This is a genomic window from Pseudomonas sp. WS 5079 (genome assembly GCF_012985465.1).
Lineage (GTDB): Bacteria > Pseudomonadota > Gammaproteobacteria > Pseudomonadales > Pseudomonadaceae > Aquipseudomonas.
Genome location: NZ_JAAQWN010000002.1, coordinates 371,132 through 387,558, shown reverse-complemented (window position 1 = coordinate 387,558; position 16,427 = coordinate 371,132). Strand labels below are relative to the sequence as shown.

General features: G+C 62.0%; 18 protein-coding genes. 6 read left to right on the top strand and 12 right to left on the bottom strand.

Annotated elements, in window-relative coordinates; genetic code table 11:
• Window positions 1-82: 82 nt before the first annotated feature.
• The 5 genes from HBO05_RS06225 to HBO05_RS06205 all read right to left on the bottom strand — a co-directional run bounded on the left by HBO05_RS06225 (window position 83) and on the right by HBO05_RS06205 (window position 3,454).
• Entirely contained in the window at window positions 83-784 is a 702-nt protein-coding gene (locus HBO05_RS06225) for a fimbria/pilus chaperone family protein (RefSeq protein WP_169954522.1), read from the bottom strand.
• A 33-nt stretch (window positions 785-817) separates the two neighbouring features.
• Window positions 818-1,444 carry a DUF1120 domain-containing protein gene (locus HBO05_RS06220; protein WP_170041794.1) on the bottom strand — a complete coding sequence of 209 codons (627 nt, stop codon included), beginning with the start codon at window positions 1,442-1,444 and terminating at the stop codon, window positions 818-820.
• Between the two features lie 90 nt (window positions 1,445-1,534).
• A complete protein-coding gene (locus HBO05_RS06215; protein WP_169954520.1) occupies window positions 1,535-2,155 on the bottom strand; it encodes a DUF1120 domain-containing protein in 621 nt (206 codons plus the stop codon).
• Between the two features lie 25 nt (window positions 2,156-2,180).
• Entirely contained in the window at window positions 2,181-2,801 is a 621-nt protein-coding gene (locus HBO05_RS06210; RefSeq protein WP_169954519.1) for a DUF1120 domain-containing protein, read from the bottom strand.
• Between the two features lie 32 nt (window positions 2,802-2,833).
• Window positions 2,834-3,454: a DUF1120 domain-containing protein gene (locus HBO05_RS06205; RefSeq protein ID WP_172312055.1), complete on the bottom strand. Its 621-nt coding sequence runs from the start codon at window positions 3,452-3,454 to the stop codon at window positions 2,834-2,836.
• Window positions 3,455-3,851: 397 nt separating this feature from the next.
• Here HBO05_RS06205 and HBO05_RS06200 point away from each other — a divergent pair, with 397 nt between their 5' ends.
• The 5 genes from HBO05_RS06200 (at window position 3,852) to HBO05_RS06180 (ending at window position 7,390) form a co-directional block, all read left to right on the top strand.
• Complete coding sequence (locus HBO05_RS06200) at window positions 3,852-4,661, top strand: response regulator (RefSeq protein ID WP_172312053.1); 810 nt, start codon at window positions 3,852-3,854, stop codon at window positions 4,659-4,661.
• A 194-nt stretch (window positions 4,662-4,855) separates the two neighbouring features.
• The gene (locus tag HBO05_RS06195; protein WP_169954516.1) at window positions 4,856-5,491 is read left to right on the top strand and encodes a response regulator transcription factor; all 636 of its coding nucleotides are present in this window, start codon (window positions 4,856-4,858) and stop codon (window positions 5,489-5,491) included.
• Between the two features lie 96 nt (window positions 5,492-5,587).
• Window positions 5,588-6,058, top strand: coding sequence for a nuclear transport factor 2 family protein (locus tag HBO05_RS06190; protein WP_169954515.1), 471 nt, complete (start codon window positions 5,588-5,590; stop codon window positions 6,056-6,058).
• A 36-nt stretch (window positions 6,059-6,094) separates the two neighbouring features.
• Entirely contained in the window at window positions 6,095-6,379 is a 285-nt protein-coding gene (locus HBO05_RS06185; RefSeq protein ID WP_346266476.1) for a GIY-YIG nuclease family protein, read from the top strand.
• Window positions 6,380-6,460: 81 nt separating this feature from the next.
• Window positions 6,461-7,390: a glutathione S-transferase family protein gene (locus tag HBO05_RS06180; protein ID WP_172312051.1), complete on the top strand. Its 930-nt coding sequence runs from the start codon at window positions 6,461-6,463 to the stop codon at window positions 7,388-7,390.
• 109 nt (window positions 7,391-7,499) lie between these two features.
• Here HBO05_RS06180 and HBO05_RS06175 read toward each other — a convergent pair whose 3' ends face one another.
• Window positions 7,500-7,853, bottom strand: a complete 354-nt coding sequence (locus HBO05_RS06175) for a glutaredoxin family protein (RefSeq protein WP_169954512.1) — start codon at window positions 7,851-7,853, stop codon at window positions 7,500-7,502.
• Complete coding sequence (gene yejK, locus HBO05_RS06170) at window positions 7,853-8,857, bottom strand: nucleoid-associated protein YejK (RefSeq protein WP_169954511.1); 1,005 nt, start codon at window positions 8,855-8,857, stop codon at window positions 7,853-7,855. Before yejK ends, HBO05_RS06175 begins: the two co-directional genes overlap by 1 nt.
• A gap of 396 nt (window positions 8,858-9,253) precedes the next feature.
• On the opposite strand from yejK, the gene HBO05_RS06165 reads away from it, so the two are divergent.
• Entirely contained in the window at window positions 9,254-9,535 is a 282-nt protein-coding gene (locus tag HBO05_RS06165) for an HU family DNA-binding protein (RefSeq protein ID WP_169954510.1), read from the top strand.
• A gap of 66 nt (window positions 9,536-9,601) precedes the next feature.
• Here the strand turns inward: HBO05_RS06165 and rlmF are convergent, their stop codons facing one another.
• From rlmF to HBO05_RS06140, 5 genes are all read right to left on the bottom strand, one after another.
• Window positions 9,602-10,618, bottom strand: coding sequence for a 23S rRNA (adenine(1618)-N(6))-methyltransferase RlmF (gene rlmF / locus HBO05_RS06160; protein WP_169954509.1), 1,017 nt, complete (start codon window positions 10,616-10,618; stop codon window positions 9,602-9,604).
• A gap of 216 nt (window positions 10,619-10,834) precedes the next feature.
• Window positions 10,835-13,681, bottom strand: coding sequence for a valine--tRNA ligase (locus tag HBO05_RS06155; RefSeq protein WP_169954508.1), 2,847 nt, complete (start codon window positions 13,679-13,681; stop codon window positions 10,835-10,837).
• A gap of 142 nt (window positions 13,682-13,823) precedes the next feature.
• Complete coding sequence (locus HBO05_RS06150) at window positions 13,824-14,216, bottom strand: DNA polymerase III subunit chi (protein ID WP_169954507.1); 393 nt, start codon at window positions 14,214-14,216, stop codon at window positions 13,824-13,826.
• Between the two features lie 7 nt (window positions 14,217-14,223).
• Window positions 14,224-14,652 carry a DNA polymerase III subunit chi gene (locus HBO05_RS06145; protein WP_169954506.1) on the bottom strand — a complete coding sequence of 143 codons (429 nt, stop codon included), beginning with the start codon at window positions 14,650-14,652 and terminating at the stop codon, window positions 14,224-14,226.
• A 155-nt stretch (window positions 14,653-14,807) separates the two neighbouring features.
• A complete protein-coding gene (locus HBO05_RS06140) occupies window positions 14,808-16,298 on the bottom strand; it encodes a leucyl aminopeptidase (protein WP_169954505.1) in 1,491 nt (496 codons plus the stop codon).
• Between the last annotated feature and the right edge of the window lie 129 nt (window positions 16,299-16,427).

Genomic DNA, 16,427 nt, shown 5'->3' with positions numbered 1-16,427 from the left:
GGTGCCTCGCGTTGCTCTCGTTTTTTTCGCCGGCAAGCCGGCGCCTACAGGGGGGCAGGACGCCTGGCTCTTGGTTTTTTCGTCAGGTGATAGGGGCTTCGTAGGCGGCCACGGCAAAGCCATAGACGGTGGCCGGTTGCAGCCGCACTTTGCTGGCAGGGCCGCCGGTGGCCGGCACACTCAGGGTTTCCCCTGGCAACACGTAGGTGCGTGGCAGCATGGCCTTGCCATCGCCGGGCAGCAGGCGCAGTTCCTGGGCCAGGCGCACTACATACGGGCTGTCGTTGCGCACCTGCAGGGTGTTGCCGTGCTGCGACCAGGTGAGTCCGGTCCAGGGCGTGCGATTGGGCGCCAGGCCTTTTGGATGAATGATCACCGGCAGGTTCTGGCGGACCGTCACCCCCACACGGGCATGCCCCGCTTCGGTGGCCGGGCGGCCCTGGGGCATACCTTCGAAGATCGCCCGCTTCAGCCGTTGGGTCAGCAGCGGTTGCGGGCTTTGCAGGATAAACCGCACCAGTTGCGATTTGCCCGCCTCCACCCGCGACAGCGGCGGCGTGACCACCAGCAGCGGTTCGCTGTCTTCGGGAATGTCTTGCAAGGTGACGTGCAGCAGGGCCAGTTGGCTGTCGGTGTTGGTGACCGAAACAGCGGCCTCACCTTCGGCTTCGTAGACGATGACCACGGAGGTATCCGGGACCATGCCGTCGGCCTGCGCAGGGGCGCCAAACAGCAGTGTCAGGGCCACGATGCAGGCCCTGGTGTTGAACAATGTCGTCGTCATGACGGGGTTTTCCATGGGGGCTGCGTGAAGAGGTCAGAGGTAGCGCAAGTCCAGCACGATGGAGCCATCGAGCGGCACTTCCTGATTGAGGGTCAGGTACTGGGCGAAGTTGATGGACGTGTCGATGCGCAACTGGGCGCTCAACTGGCCGATAAAGTCGGGTTGGCGGTCACCGGGCGGGGCAAAGCCGACATAGGATTTGGGGTAGGCATTGGGTTCCGGCGACCAGGTTTCACCGTTGTCGCTGGAGGCCAGGGTTTGCATGGGTTGCGCGTCACCCACCGGGTTGCGGTAAGACAGCGCCACCGATCCCAGGCGCTCGGCCGGGACGTGAATGTTGCGGCCCAGGCCGTAGAAAAAACCGGGCGCCAGTGAGGACTCGGCGCGGTTGTCCAGCCCCACCAGGGCAAACAGCATCGGCCTGTTGCACTGCACGTTGAGCTCCAGCAATTGGCTGGGCAGCACGGTGAACTCGTTGGAGATCAATGTATGGGCAGGAATCTTCCCGTGATCGACCGTGCCGTCGTCAGACAGCGTGACGTGGCAGGCATCCGGTGTCAGGCGGCCGGTCACTACAAGGTCGACAAAGGAAGCGGCTAAGGTCGCCGCAGTGGTCGTCAACAAAAGCAATACTGTCAGGAGGCGAGGGAGCGTGTTCATCAGTGGGCGCCACGGGTCGGGGTGAATGCGGGCGATACAAAAACAACGCCCATGCCGCAGAGGGGTTGCCAGGCATGGGCGCCCATGGCGTTACAGGTATTTCACTTCAAGGGTTGCCGAGCCGTCGAGGGTGACCTCGTTGCTCAGGTCCAGGCTATCGGTACGGGCGATGCTGGTGACGACCAGCAGCTCGGTGACCATTTCCTTGACGGAGGCGGGCTGGGTGGCGTCGTCCAGGGCGGCGACTGCCATGTACAAGCCCGCGTCCCAGAACTTCTCGCTGTACCAGGTGTTGCCGCCGTCCCCGGAAGCAATCGGTTGCATCGCCACGCCATCGGCCACGGGATTGCGCAAGGTCAGTTGATACCAGCCCAGCTTCTGGGTGCCGTTGATCAGGCCCAGGCCGTAGTCGGAGGCCACGGTGGAGGATCCGGCACGGTTATCGATGGAGTGCAGGGCAAACTGAATCGGCGCATCGCACAGCACAGCCAGGGTGATGACGTGGCTGCCGATATGCGTCGGGTTGTCTGGGCGCAAGTCCTTGGCGGAAATCTTGCCGTGGTCGATCACCCCGCCGCCGGACAGGTTGGGGGTGCAGGCGCTAGGCACAATCAAGCCCTTGACGGTGAGGTCGACGGTCGATGCGGCGTAGGTGGTGGCGCAACCGAGCAGCATCAGGCTGGTGGCGAGGGCGGTAAACAGGGGCTTCATGGGGACGAATTCCTTTCGATTAGGTTTACAGATAGGTGACTTGGACCGTGGCGTGCCCATCGACGGGGACTTCGTCGGTCAGGGTCAGGCCATCGGCGGGGGCGATGTGGGTGTACAGGCGGATCTGTGCGTCGAAGTCCCGTACCGCAATCGGCACCAGTTGGTTGCCCAGGGCGACGGCCGTCAGCATGTTGTGGGTGAGCAGGCTGGTGGGTAGCCAGGTCACGCCGCCGTCCACGGAAGTGATGGTGCGCACCGCCACACCATCGGCCACGGGGGCATACAGATGGAACGCGGCACCGCCGAGTTTTTCCCCTTCTGCCGTCATGCCCAGGCCGTGCCAGCTGGCATGGTTGGCCGAGGAACCGGCGCGGTTGTCGACCGTGGTCAAGGTGAAGAACGTCGGCGCCTCGCAGCGCACGCTCAACTGCATGGATTGGCTGGGCAGTGCGGTGTACTGCTCGGCCTGGAGATCCCTGGCGGCCATTTTTCCGTAGTCGACCATGCCACCGCCGGAGATCAGCGGCGCACAGGCGCTGGGGGTAATGGTGCCTTTGACGGCGAGGTCGGTGCTGCTGGCGGCCAGGGCCAGTGGCGAGGCGGCAAGCCACAACACGGCCAATGGAATAGCGGTGGAAAAATGCATGATTGGAACCTTCCGTGTGGACGGGGTTTTAGTTACAGGTACAGCACTTCCAGGGTCGCGGAGCCGTCGATGGGCGTCTCTTGACTGAAGTCGAACTGGTCGGCACGGGCGATGCTGGCGCCGACTTCCAGGTCCATCACCAGGCTCTTGACCGGCAGCAGGGTGGTGGCGTCGTCCAGGGCGCCGGCGCCCCATAGGGTCTGCAGTTCCCAGTTGCGCTCGTTGTACCAGGTGCGGCCACCGTCACCGGAGGCGATAGGTTGCACACTCACGCCGTCGGCGAGCATGTTCAGCGGGGTCAGGTAAAACCGGCCCAACCGCTTGTTGCCATTGACCAGGCCCAGGCCGAAGTCGCTGCCGCTGGTGGAGGTGCCACTGCGGTTGTCGATGGGGTTGAGGGCGAAGGGAATGGTTGCGTCGCAATCGATGGTCAATTGCAGCGTCACCCGGGGCAATGAGGTGGGATTGTTCTGGAGCAGGTCCTTGGCGGCGATTTTTCCGTGGTCCACCACGCCCCCGGCGGAAAGCGCGGGAGTACAGGCATTCGGGGTGATCAGGCCTTTGACGGCCAGGTCCACGCTGCTGGCGGCGAAGGCGGAGGTAGCGCTGGCGAGCAACAGGGCGGTGCCCACCAGGTTTAGCGACTTGTTCATTTCAGGTTGTTCCAGTGCAAGTTCGGCGATTGATGCGTGCAGCCGGCAGTGCCTGTCCCTTGGAAGGGGCGGGTTGCAAGGCGGCTTGGCGTATCTGTTTCGGGGTGGCCGCAGTGCGGCCTGCCCGTTCCCTCTGATTGGGGTGGAGCGCAATTTAGCGACGGGGGGGAGCGGGGGAAATACAACTATTACGACAATCACCGGGAGGCGGAAATCAGTTTTGTTTGTGTCGGAATAGGTTGCTGGATATGTAGGAAAGTTGGGTTTTTCGTAGTTGTTGCATCGTCATGCCGCCATCCATAAGGCTATTTTCAGGCGGCGATAGCAGTCATGAGGGTTTGGCTGTTGCGTCAGCGCCCTCGTGCGCTGCAGGACGGATCGTCACAATGAGGTGAACATGGAGACTGACGTATCGTTGAGCGCAGTGCTTTCCCGTGAATTGACACCCTCGAGCGCCCCCCCATTGCATTGGCAGCACCTGACCGTATTGGTGGTGGAGGACCACTCCACCTACCGCGCGCTGATGGGCTGGTTCCTGAAAAAACTGGGGCTGGGCCATCACTTGGTTGGCGACGGGCAACACGGCCTGGCTGCCCTGGCCGAACGTCCGTTCGATCTGGTGATCAGCGATTGCCAGATGCCACTGATGGACGGCTACACCATGAGCCGGGCGATCCGCCTGCGCGAACACGCCAACGCACAGCGGCGTGTACCGATCATTGCCTTGACCGGCAACCTGGTCCACGACGATCCCCAACGCTGTCGTGATGCCGGCATGGACGCCTGGTTGCTCAAGCCGCTGAGCCTCGAGCAACTGCATGGCGTGCTGGCGCTATGGCTACCCGGCCCGGCGACCATCGCCCCGAGTGCCATCGCGCCGGTGCCCTGGCCGACCCGTGCCGGCCTGATCGAGACCTTTGGCGATGCCCGCGTAGTGGACCAGATGCTCACCAGCCTGCTGTGCGAAGCCCGGGAAGACAGCGCCGCCCTGGCTCACGCGCGCCAAGCCCTGGATGCGCCGTTGACCGCCGAGCGCCTGCACCGCCTGGTGGGCAGCCTGGCGTTCCTCGGCGTCGCCGAACTGGAGCTGCGCGGGATGAGCCTGATCGAGCGCATCCACACCCAGGGCATAGTGCTGAGCAAACAGCAGTTGGACGCCTTCCAGGAGGACTTGCGGGCGTACCTTCGTTACTTGGGGGCGTTGTGATCAGGGGGGCTTGTAGGTCATTGCCAATCTGTACTGCGGGTTATGTATGTAGGTAATTTCTGTTTACTTTGTAGGCTTTAAAAAAATCACTACAAAACACTGATCGCCACGCAAAAGCCTGGGGTATGGACGGTTGTTGAGGGCCGCCGGCGAGGGTATTTTGCGGGCTCAGTTGCCATCATCCGTGGGGATTTATGCTTCGCGTAATTATTGCTGACGATCATCCCATTGTGCGTATCGGGCAGAGAGTGGTGATCGAGGCGAACGGTCGGTGCAAAGTGGTGGGGGAGGCTGACGGGCCCGATGAGCTGCTGCGGTTACTGCAAACCACTGCGTGCGATGTGCTGGTGACCGACTTCGCCATGCCCGGCGGGCAGCAGGCCGATGGCTACGGCTTGCTCAGCCTGTTGCACCGCCAGTATCCACAGTTGCCGGTGATCCTGGTGACCATGTTTGCCAACGTCGCCACCCTACGGGCTTCTTTTGCCCATGGCGCCCAGGCCATTGTCGCCAAGAGTGCTTCGGCCAAGGAGTTGCCCCAGGCGATCAAGACGGTGAGCGCCGGCCAGACCTTTGTCAGTGAATGCCTGCGGGTGCAACTGGTGGAGGCGGGCACCGGCGATCAGTCGCAACAACCGCAATTGTCCGGCAAGGAACGGGAAGTGGTGCGCATGCTCGCCAGCGGCATGACGGTCAGCCAGATCGCTGCTCGGGTCAATCGCAGTATTTCCACCATCAGCAAACAGAAAAGCACGGCCATGAACCGCCTGTGTATTTCCACCGACGTGGATCTGTTCGCCTATGCCCGTAGCTGCGGCATGGTGCCTTAGGGGTTTACCCCTGGCATTCCCGGGATTGATGCCGATGGCGTTGCAGGCCATTGCACACTATCGTGACTGACTTCCCACCTTTGCCGGATGCAACCCATGAGCGACGCCCACAACGCCCTGATCAGCGAGTTCTACAGCGCCTTCCAGCGCCTGGATGCCGAGGCCATGAGTGCCTGCTACACCGAGGATGTGCGGTTCAGCGACCCGGCGTTCGGTGAACTGCGCGGGCGCGATGCCGGCGACATGTGGCGCATGCTCACCACCCGGGCCAAGGACTTTTCCCTGACCTTCGACCAAGTGCGCAGCGACGACACCCTCGGCAGCGCCCATTGGGTGGCGACGTATCTGTTCAGCCAGACCGGCAACACCGTGGTCAACGATATCCAGGCCCGTTTTGTGTTTCGCGACGGCAAGATCTGCGAGCACCACGACCACTTCGACCTGTGGCGTTGGTCGCGCCAGGCCCTGGGTGCGAAGGGCCTGCTGCTGGGCTGGACGCCGCTGGTGCGCAACGCGGTGCGCGCCCAGGCGTTGAAAGGGTTGAAGGCGTTCCAGGCCAGTCGTTGATAAGATTGGCGCTCTTTTCGTTTGCCAGAACCTTTTGTGAACAATCCACCTGAACCCATCGCGCCCAAGCCCTGGTTTGTCTACCTGGTGCGGGCGGCCAATGGCTCGCTCTATTGCGGGATCAGCAACGATCCGCTGCGCCGCTTTGCGATGCATCAGAGCGGCAAGGGCGCGCGGTTTTTCCTGTCCAGCCCGGCGGTCGCGCTGGTGTATACCGAGGCCTGCGCGAGCAAGGGCGAGGCGCTGCGCCAGGAACGCCTGATAAAAAAGCTCAAGAAAAGCGCCAAGGAGTGTCTGGCCCGGGCTTATCAATCTGACTGATCAGTTCCCATCAGGCCAATGGCTAGGCCGCAGGGTTTTTGCACGATAATCTGGCCGCTCCTTCATCTGGCGGAGTCCGGCATGTCTGAGTTGATCCTGCACCACTACCCCCAATCCCCTTTCGCGGAAAAAGCCCGCCTGCTCCTGGGCTACAAAGGGCTGTCCTGGCATTCGGTGACCATTCCCCCGGTGATGCCCAAGCCCGACCTGACGGCCCTGACCGGCGGCTACCGTAAAACCCCGGTGCTGCAAGTGGGTGCAGATATTTACTGCGACACCGCGCTGATCGCACGCCGCCTGGAACAGGAAAAGGCCACGCCGCCGCTGTTTCCCGAAGGCCAGGAACTGGTCAGCCAGAGCTTTGCCGCCTGGGCCGATTCGGTGGTGTTTTCCCATGCCGTGGCCTTGGTGTTCCAGCCCGAATCCCTGGCCGTGAAATTTGCCAAGGTGCCGCCGCAGTTGCTGCAGGTGCTGGTGGCCGACCGCAGCAAGATGTTCGGCGACGGCAGCGCCAGCCGCGTGCAACTGGACGTGGCGCGGCACCAGTGGCCGGCAATCATTGCGCGCCTTGAGCAGCAATTGCAGCGCCAGTCGGGGGATTTCCTGTTTGGCGAGCCATCGATTGCCGACTTTGCCATGGCCCATCCGTTGTGGTTCCTCAAAGGCTCGTCGGTGACCTCGCCGCTGGTGGATAACTATCCGGCTGCCAGCGCCTGGCTGGCGCGGGTCCTGGGCTTTGGGCATGGCACTGCCAGCGAGATGAGTGCCAAGCAGGCCCTGGAAATCGCCCGCGATAGCGCGCCTGCAGCGTTGCCGGATGAAGTGTTTGCAGAGCCCGACGGGTTCAAGGTCGGCCAGCAAGTGACCATCGCCGCGACCGACTATGGCGTCGACCCGGTGGCGGGGGAGTTGATGTTTGCCGGCCGTGAAGAACTGATCCTGCGTCGCGCGGATGAGCGCGGCGGCACTGTGCATGTGCACTTTCCGCGCCTGGGCTTCTTAATCCGTTAATCAAACCGCTATAGGCGTGGGTTAATGCGCAGATCGCCTGTGGGAGCGGGCAAGCCCGCTCCCACATTTGATCTGCGCTTAACTGATCGGCATTAGGGCTTGCTCGCGCCTACAGGTTCAGGGCGGACAGGATGGCATCCGGGTTGTAGTCGCGAATCTGCGTGCCATTCACGTCCACAAATGGAATCCCGCCGCCTCCCAGGGCCTCATAGGCCTTGCGGCCCTGGGTATCCTTTTCGATATCCACGCTCTTGTAGGGAATGCCTTTCTGATCGAGGAACCGCTGGGTCTGCTTGCAGTACCCGCACCACTCGGTGGTGTACAGCGTCACCCGGGCGGTGGCCCGCACCTGCTCCGGCACCACCTGCGAGGGGTTGAACAACCGCTCGATCTTGCCCCAGTTCTGGATCGCCACCACCACCAGCAGCACCAGCAGGACTTTCTTCAGGACCCCGCCGAGCATCAGTTACGGCGCTTGAGCTGGTCGGTCAGTTGGGTCGGCAAGCCCTTGATGATCAGGGTGCCGGCGGCTTCGTCATACTCGATCTTGTCGCCCAGCAGGTGCGCTTCAAAGCTGATGGACAAGCCTTCGGCGCGCCCGGTGAAGCGGCGGAACTGGTTGAGGGTGCGCTTATCGGCGGGGATTTCCGGTGACAGGCCGTAGTCCTTGTTGCGGATATGGTCGTAGAACGCCTTTGGCCGATCTTCATCGATCAAGCCCGACAGTTCTTCCAGGCCCATCGGCTCGCCGAGCTTGGCCTGGCTGCTGGCGTAGTCCACCAGGGTCTTGGTTTTCTCGCGGGCGGACTCGTCCGGCAGGTCTTCGCTCTCGACGAAGTCGCTGAAGGCCTTGAGCAGGGTGCGGGTCTCGCCCGGGCCGTCGACGCCTTCCTGGCAGCCGATAAAGTCGCGGAAGTACTCCGAGACCTTCTTGCCGTTCTTACCCTTGATAAACGAGATGTACTGCTTGGACTGCTTGTTGTTCTGCCATTCGGACACGTTGATCCGTGCCGCCAGGTGCAACTGGCCCAGGTCCAGGTGGCGCGAGGGCGTCACGTCCAGCTCGTCGGTCACCGCCACGCCTTCGCTGTGGTGCAGCAGGGCGATGGCCAGGTAGTCGGTCATGCCCTGTTGATAGTGGGCAAACAGCACGTGGCCGCCGACAGAGAGGTTGGATTCCTCCATCAGCTTCTGCAGGTGTTCCACGGCAATCCGGCTGAAGGCGGTGAAATCCTTGGCGCCGTCGAAATATTCCTTCAACCAGCCGCTGAACGGGTGCGCGCCGGACTCGGCATGGAACAAACCCCAGGCCTTGCCTTGCTTGGCGTTATAGCTCTCGTTGAGGTCGGCGAGCATGTTCTCGATGGCGGCGGACTCGGCCAGTTCGGAGTCACGGGCGTGGAGAACTGCGGGCGTGCCGTCGGGTTTTTTGTCGATCAGGTGGACGATGCAGTGACGGATCGGCATGGGCTTCTCGGCTGGTTGGGCGGGAGCGGTTGGCCTCCCGGAAAAAGTCGCCAGTGTACCGCACCCGTTGGTCGCGGCGTCGTTTGCAGCGGTTTTGGCAGGCCTCTGACGGCCCATATGCCTTTTTTTCACGGTTTAGAGCGATAAAGCTGACCAAATGGGTAGGTAGAAGCGGATATTTCCCCGTCTCTGTGCTAGTTTTGCCCCGTCTTACGCGATGTATCGGCGTTAAGCGTGCATTCAGCATTTGTCAGGTCGAACCAAACCCCGTTTCAAGCATCTATAACCCCGATCTCTCGCGGTTATGGCCAGGGGTGCCAGGCCTTGACGGTCGGGCTCGATGGCTGACACTGCACTCTGCAATCCAAATGAATTTGATAGGGAAGGAACACCACAATGGCTTTGACTAAAGACCAACTGATCGCTGATATCGCCGAATCCACTGACACCACCAAGGTTCAAGTACGTGCAGTACTGGAGCAACTGGCTCAGATCGTTGGTGACCAGCTGGACAACGGCGGCGAAATCACTCTGCCAGGTGTTGGCAAGCTGAAAGTGGCCGAGCGTCCAGCCCGTACCGGCCGTAACCCTTCGACTGGCGCTGCCATCGAAATCGCTGCGAAGAAAGTGATCAAGCTGGTTGTGGCCAAAGGCCTGACCGACTCGATCAACAAGTAATACGCAGCAAAAAAACCGTGCATCGGAGCGATCCGGGCACGGTTTTTTGTTGCCTGCGATTTGCCTCTAGCGCACCCAGCGCTGGCGCCAGATCTGTTGCTCGTTCTTGGTCTGGAAGGTCCATGCCACAAAACGGCTCTGTTTCTGGCCCTGGGACATCTCCACCACCTGGCTTTCCAGGACCCCGGCCTTTTTCAGCGCGGTCTCGATGGCAGGCAGGTTGGACGCTTTTGACACCAGAGTGCTGAACCACAGCACTTTATGCGCAAAATGCGCGCTTTCGGCGATCAATTGCGTGACAAACCGCGCCTCACCGCCCTCGCACCACAGCTCTGCCGATTGGCCGCCGAAGTTCAATACCGGCAATTTGCGCTTGGGATCGGCCTTGCCCAGGGCACGCCACTTGCGCTCGCTGCCTTTGGTCGCTTCATCCATGGAGGCATGGAAGGGGGGGTTGCACATGGTCAGGTCAAAACGCTCACCCGGCTCCAGCAGCCCCAGCAGAATATGCTTGGGATTGGTTTGCTGGCGCAGTTGGATGACCTTGCTCAGGTCATTGGACTGCACAATGGCCTTGGCGGCGGCCACGGCGGTCGGGTCGATCTCGGAGCCGAGGAAGTTCCAGCGGTAGTCCATGTAGCCGATCAGCGGATAGACGCAGTTGGCGCCCATGCCGATGTCCAGCACCTTGACGATCGAGCCACGGGGAATCTTGCCGTCGTTGACGCTGGCCAGCAGGTCGGCGAGGAAGTGCACGTAATCGGCACGGCCCGGCACCGGTGGGCACAGGTAGTCAGCCGGGATATCCCAGTGCTGCACGCCATAGAACGCCTTGAGCAGCGCCCGGTTGAACACCCGCACCGCGTCCGGGCTGGCGAAGTCGATGCTTTCCTTGCCGTAGGGGTTGAGGATCACATACTGGGCCAGTTCTGGCGTGGTCTTGATCAGCGCGGGGAAGTCGTAACGGCCCTGGTGGCGGTTGCGCGGGTGCAGGGTCGCTTCCTTGCGCGGCGCGACGGGCTTGGCCGTGGCGGCGGTTTTCGGCTTCTTGCGGGGCGGTTTGGGTGTGCTGGGGGCGGTCATGATGATTCTGGTGTTGGCTCAAAGTGGCGGCCATTGTCACACATCCTGAGCCCAACCCGTTCAACTGTAGGAGCCGGCTTGCCGGCGATGCGGGTGACTCGGTGTATCGGGCAGACCGAGGTGATGCTATCGCTGGCAAGCCGGCTCCTACATTGATTGGGTTTGCAGTGCCAAAAAAAAGAGACCCGAAGGTCTCTTTTTTACGCAGGCCGGCCCTTACAGGCTGGAAATCCGCGCATGTTGCTCCGCCAGCTTGCCCAACGCCTGTTCGGCCTCGGCCAGCTTGGCGCGTTCCTTGTCGATGACTTCGGCCGGGGCCTTGTCCACGAACGCCGCATTGGACAGCTTGCCGCCGACGCGCTGCACTTCGCCCTGCAAACGCAGGATTTCCTTGTCCAGGCGTGCCAGTTCGGCGCCTTTGTCGATCAGGCCGGCCATCGGCACCAGCACTTCCATCTCGCCAACCAGTGCGGTGGCAGACAGCGGTGCTTCGGCGCCATCAGCCAATACGGTGATCGACTCCAGCTTCGCCAGCTTCTTGAGCAAGGCGTCGTTCTCGGTGAGACGGCGCAGGTCTTCGGCACTGGCGTTCTTCACGAACACCGCCAAAGGCTTGCCCGGGCCGATGTTCATCTCGGCGCGGATGTTGCGCGTGCCGAGCATCAGGGCCTTGAGCCATTCGATATCGCTTTCGGCAGCCTCGTCGATGCGGGCTTCATTGGCCACCGGCCAAGGTTGCAGCATGATGGTCTTGCCTTCGATACCGGCCAGCGGCGCCAGGCGCTGCCAGATTTCTTCGGTGATGAACGGCATGAACGGATGCGCCAGGCGCAACGCCACTTCCAGCACGCGCACCAGGGTGCGACGGGTGCCGCGCTGGCGCTCGATCGGTGCGTTCTCGTCCCACAGCACCGGCTTGGACAGTTCCAGGTACCAGTCGCAATACTGGTTCCAGATGAACTCGTACAGCGCTTGTGCGGCCAGGTCGAAACGGAACTGGTCGAGTTGGCGGGTCACTTCGGCTTCGGTGCGCTGCAACTGCGAGATGATCCAGCGATCAGCCAGGGACAGCTCAAAGGCTTCGCCGTTCTGGCCGCAGTCTTCGCCCTTGTCCAGCACGTAGCGCGCCGCGTTCCAGATCTTGTTGCAGAAGTTGCGATAGCCTTCGACGCGGCCCATGTCGAACTTGATGTCGCGACCGGTGGACGCCAGCGAGCAGAAGGTGAAGCGCAGGGCATCGGTGCCGTAGCTGGCGATGCCGTCGGCGAACTCGTCGCGGGTCTGCTTCTCGATCTTTTTCGCCAGTTTCGGCTGCATCAGGCCCGAGGTGCGTTTTTGCACCAGGGTCTCCAGGTCGATGCCGTCGATGATGTCCAGCGGGTCCAGCACGTTGCCCTTGGACTTGGACATCTTCTGGCCCTGGCCATCACGCACCAGGCCGTGCACGTACACGGTCTTGAACGGTACCTGCGGGGTGCCGTCCTCGTTCTTCACCAAATGCATGGTGAGCATGATCATCCGGGCAACCCAGAAGAAAATGATGTCGAAACCGGTGACCAGCACGTCGGTGGAGTGGAATTTCTTCAGGAACTCGGTCTGCTGCGGCCAGCCCAGGGTCGAGAAGGTCCACAGGCCCGAACTGAACCAGGTGTCCAGCACGTCGTTGTCCTGTTGCAGCGCCACGTCCGCACCGAGGTTGTGCTTGGCGCGCACTTCGGCTTCATCGCGGCCGACGTAGACCTTGCCCGACTCGTCGTACCAGGCCGGAATGCGGTGGCCCCACCACAACTGACGGCTGATGCACCAATCCTGGATGTCGCGCATCCACGAGAAGTACATGTTTTCGTACTGTTTGGGCACGAACTGGATACGGCCGTCTTCCACGGCAGCAATCGCAGGTTCTGCCAACGGCTTGGTGGAGACGTACCACTGGTCGGTCAGCCACGGCTCGATCACCGTGCCGGAGCGGTCGCCTTTCGGTACTTTCAGGGCGTGGTCATCCACGCTGACCAACAGGCCGGCGGCATCGAACGCGGCAACGATCTGCTTGCGTGCTTCAAAGCGGTCGAGGCCGGCGTATTCGGCCGGGATCTTGCCGTCGATGCTGTCGTTCAGCGTGCCGTCGAGGTTGAACACCTGGCAGGCCGGCAGAACGGCGGCGTTCTTGTCGAAGATGTTCAGCAGCGGCAGGTTATGGCGCTTGCCGACTTCGTAGTCGTTGAAATCGTGGGCCGGGGTGATTTTCACGCAGCCGGTGCCGAATTCAGGGTCGCAGTAATCATCGGCGATGATCGGGATGCGGCGGCCGACCAATGGCAGCTCGACAAATTTGCCGATCAGGGCCTGGTAGCGTTCGTCTTGCGGGTTAACGGCCACGGCGGCGTCGCCGAGCATGGTTTCCGGACGGGTGGTGGCGACGATCAGGTAGTCGTTGCCTTCGGCGGTCTTGGCGCCATCGGCCAGCGGATACTTGAGGTTCCACAGGAAACCTTTCTCGTCGTGGTTTTCCACTTCAAGGTCGGAAATCGCCGTGTGCAGCTTGGTATCCCAGTTCACCAGGCGCTTGCCGCGGTAGATCAGGCCATCTTCGTGCAGGCGCACGAAAGCTTCCTTGACCGCTTCCGACAGGCCGTCGTCCATGGTGAAACGCTCGCGGCTCCAGTCTACGGACGAGCCGAGGCGACGGATCTGACGGCTGATATTGCCGCCGGACTGGTCCTTCCATTCCCAGATCTTTTCCAGGAATTTCTCGCGGCCCAGGTCGTGACGGCTCTGGCCGGTGGCTTCCAGTTGGCGCTCCACCAGCATCTGGGTGGCGATGCCGGCATGGTCGGTGCCCGGCTGCCACAGGGTGTTGCGACCCTGCATGCGGCGGAAACGGATCAGGGCGTCCATGATCGCGTTGTTGAAACCGTGACCCATGTGCAGGCTGCCGGTGACGTTCGGCGGCGGGATCATGATGGTGTAGGACTCGCCCGCACCTTGCGGAGCGAAATAGTTCTCGGACTCCCAGGTCTGGTACCAGGAAGTTTCAATAGCGTGCGGCTGGTAGGTCTTATCCATGCGCGGCGGGACCCTAGTTGGCATTTATTCAGGAAAGCCGACAAGTATAACGAGGGATAGGGGAGAGGGCGAGACGAAGAGAAGGGCTAAGACTGGCGCGGGTCAAATGTAGGAGCGGGCTTGCCCGCTCCTACAGGGGATCTCAGGACTGGTACTGGCTGAGCAACCGCTCCATGCGCGCATCCATCCGGCGCTTGATCTCGGTTTCGATGTGCGGGGCAAAGTCGTCGATCACGTCCTGCATGATCAATTGCGCAGCGGCGCGCAGTTCGTTGTCCAGGTGCAGCAGCAGAGCGTCGGGGGCTTTTTCGGCGGCAGGTTGCGTGGGCGCCGCTTGTACGACGGGCGGCTCGACAGGCTCGGCTACGCCAGGCTTGGCGCCGACCTGGTCGAACAGCAGGGGGATCTGTACCTCTTCTGCGACGGTATCGGTCAGCAGCGGTGGTTGCAGGTTGTCATCACCCAGCAACTGGCGGATCGACTCAAGGTCGTCCAGCAGGTGGTCAGACGGTTTTAGCGGGTTTGAAGTGTCCATCATGTGCTCAGAGTCGCTGTAATCGGTGATCTTGCAGAGAATAGCCCTGTTCGCGGTAGAAACGGAAACTCTCCCGCGCGGCCTGACGAATAGCCGGATCTTCCACCACCACTTCCGCCACGCGGGCGAAACCCTTGGCGAACGCCGGCACTTTCAGGTCCAGGTTGACCAACAGGTCATGGTGATCACCACAACTGTCGCCCACACCCAGTACCACCAGGCTCTCAGGCTCCGATTCTGCGGGGCCGTGGGGCACGAAGCTCTCGCCCTTGAAGCGCCACAGGCGGGCATCGAGGTCGTCACGCTGGGCGCTGTCGCTGCAATGCAGGTAGATGCGATGGCCCATGCGCCAGGCTTTTTCCGTGAGCTTGCAGGCAAAGTCCAGGCGCGCCGACGGATCGGCGCTGGGCAATATATAGAAGTCGACTTGGGTCATTACATGTCCTGCAGCGGCCTGCATGCTTTACCTGTAGGAGCGAGCTTGCTCGCGAAAATCGTTAACGATGACGCGTTCATTCTGAATGAACGCGTTGTCCTCAGGTTTTTCGCGAGCAAGCTCGCTCCTACAGGGTCAAGCAGGGGCCGTGATGTTTAGGCCTTGGCGCGATCCAGCAGGTATTGGGTCAGCAGCGGCACCGGACGACCGGTAGCGCCCTTGTCTTTGCCACCGCTGGTCCAGGCGGTGCCGGCGATGTCCAGGTGGGCCCAGTTGAAGTTCTTGGCAAAGCGCGACAGGAAGCAGGCGGCGGTGATGGTGCCGGCCTTTGGTCCGCCGATGTTGGCGATGTCGGCGAACGGGCTGTCCAGTTGCTCCTGGTACTCATCGAACAACGGCAGTTGCCACGCACGGTCGTCGGCGGCCTTGCCGGCGCTGAGCAGTTGCTCGACCAGCTCGTCGCTGTTGCCCAAAAGGCCCGAGGTATGGGAACCCAGGGCGACGATGCAGGCACCGGTCAGGGTCGCGATATCGATCACCGCCTGTGGCTTGAAGCGCTCGGCGTAGGTCAGGGCATCGCACAGCACCAGGCGACCTTCGGCGTCGGTGTTGAGGATTTCCACGGTCTGGCCGCTCATAGTGGTGACGATGTCACCTGGGCGCGCAGCCCCGCCGCTCGGCATGTTCTCGGCACAGGCCAGGATGCACACCAGGTTGATCGGCAGCTTGAGTTCGAGCACGGCACGCAGGGTGCCGAAGACACTGGCGGCGCCGCCCATGTCGTACTTCATCTCGTCCATGCCGGCGCCCGGCTTGAGGCTGATGCCGCCAGTGTCGAAGGTGATGCCTTTACCGACCAGGGCGAACGGCTTGTCGGCCTTCTTGCCGCCGTTGTATTGCATGACGATCAGGCGGGGTGGCTGGTCGCTGCCCTGGCCCACGGCATAGAACGAGCCCATGCCCAGTTCCTTGATCTTCTTCTCGTCGAGCACTTCGACTTTCAGGCCCTTGAACTCTTTACCCAAGGCCTTGGCCTGTTCGCCGAGGTAGGTCGGGTGGCAGATGTTGGGTGGCATATTGCCCAGGTCGCGGGTGAACGCCATGCCGGCGGCGATGGCCTGGGCGTGGGTGGTGGCGCGCTGTACTTCAGCCTGGGCGGCCTTGATGGTCAGCAGGGTGATTTTCTTCAGGGCGCGGGGTTCGGCTTTCTGGCTCTTGAACTGGTCGAAGGTGTAGCCGCCATCCAGCAGGGTTTCGGCCAGCAGGCGGGTCTTGCCATAGCTGTCGCGGCCCTTGACCACGATTTCGTCCAGCGCCAGTGCCGCATCGCTGCCGCCCAGGCCCTTGAGGGTGTTGAGGATGGCGCTGATGATCTTGCGGAACGGGCGGTCGCCCAGTTCGGCGTCCTTGCCCACGCCCACCAGCAATACGCGGTCGGCCTTGAGGTTGGGCAGGCTTTGCAGCAGCAGGCTTTGGCCGACCTTGCCGGCCAGGTCGCCACGCTTGAGCACGGCGCTGATGGCGCCACCGCTCAGTTCATCGACTTGTTTGGCGGCCGCGCCGAGCTTGCGGCCTTCGCCGATGGCGACCACGAGGGTGGCGGTCTTCAACGTTTCGGGGCTAACGCTTTTTACAACCAATTCCATGTTCGGGTCCCTTATATAAGGTCAAAGAGCCTGGAGTCTGTACTCCGGCCTGTAGGCTGGGCCGCCTGTAGGCGAGCCCGACAAGGCCCGCAGTTTGTACCGCGCCGCCCGAGCCTGACAACCCTTGAC

Bases quoted from the DNA above. Each gene is read 5' to 3' on its own strand.
- HBO05_RS06225 (WP_169954522.1), bottom strand. From the start codon at position 784: ATGACGACGACATTGTTCAACACCAGGGCCTGCATCGTGGCCCTGACA.
- HBO05_RS06220 (WP_170041794.1), bottom strand. From the start codon at position 1,444: ATGAACACGCTCCCTCGCCTCCTGACAGTATTGCTTTTGTTGACGACC.
- HBO05_RS06215 (WP_169954520.1), bottom strand. From the start codon at position 2,155: ATGAAGCCCCTGTTTACCGCCCTCGCCACCAGCCTGATGCTGCTCGGT.
- HBO05_RS06210 (WP_169954519.1), bottom strand. From the start codon at position 2,801: ATGCATTTTTCCACCGCTATTCCATTGGCCGTGTTGTGGCTTGCCGCC.
- HBO05_RS06205 (WP_172312055.1), bottom strand. From the start codon at position 3,454: ATGAACAAGTCGCTAAACCTGGTGGGCACCGCCCTGTTGCTCGCCAGC.
- HBO05_RS06200 (WP_172312053.1), top strand. From the start codon at position 3,852: ATGGAGACTGACGTATCGTTGAGCGCAGTGCTTTCCCGTGAATTGACA.
- HBO05_RS06195 (WP_169954516.1), top strand. From the start codon at position 4,856: ATGCTTCGCGTAATTATTGCTGACGATCATCCCATTGTGCGTATCGGG.
- HBO05_RS06190 (WP_169954515.1), top strand. From the start codon at position 5,588: ATGAGCGACGCCCACAACGCCCTGATCAGCGAGTTCTACAGCGCCTTC.
- HBO05_RS06180 (WP_172312051.1), top strand. From the start codon at position 6,461: ATGTCTGAGTTGATCCTGCACCACTACCCCCAATCCCCTTTCGCGGAA.
- HBO05_RS06175 (WP_169954512.1), bottom strand. From the start codon at position 7,853: ATGCTCGGCGGGGTCCTGAAGAAAGTCCTGCTGGTGCTGCTGGTGGTG.
- yejK (WP_169954511.1), bottom strand. From the start codon at position 8,857: ATGCCGATCCGTCACTGCATCGTCCACCTGATCGACAAAAAACCCGAC.
- HBO05_RS06165 (WP_169954510.1), top strand. From the start codon at position 9,254: ATGGCTTTGACTAAAGACCAACTGATCGCTGATATCGCCGAATCCACT.
- rlmF (WP_169954509.1), bottom strand. From the start codon at position 10,618: ATGACCGCCCCCAGCACACCCAAACCGCCCCGCAAGAAGCCGAAAACC.
- HBO05_RS06155 (WP_169954508.1), bottom strand. From the start codon at position 13,681: ATGGATAAGACCTACCAGCCGCACGCTATTGAAACTTCCTGGTACCAG.
- HBO05_RS06150 (WP_169954507.1), bottom strand. From the start codon at position 14,216: ATGGACACTTCAAACCCGCTAAAACCGTCTGACCACCTGCTGGACGAC.
- HBO05_RS06145 (WP_169954506.1), bottom strand. From the start codon at position 14,652: ATGACCCAAGTCGACTTCTATATATTGCCCAGCGCCGATCCGTCGGCG.
- HBO05_RS06140 (WP_169954505.1), bottom strand. From the start codon at position 16,298: ATGGAATTGGTTGTAAAAAGCGTTAGCCCCGAAACGTTGAAGACCGCC.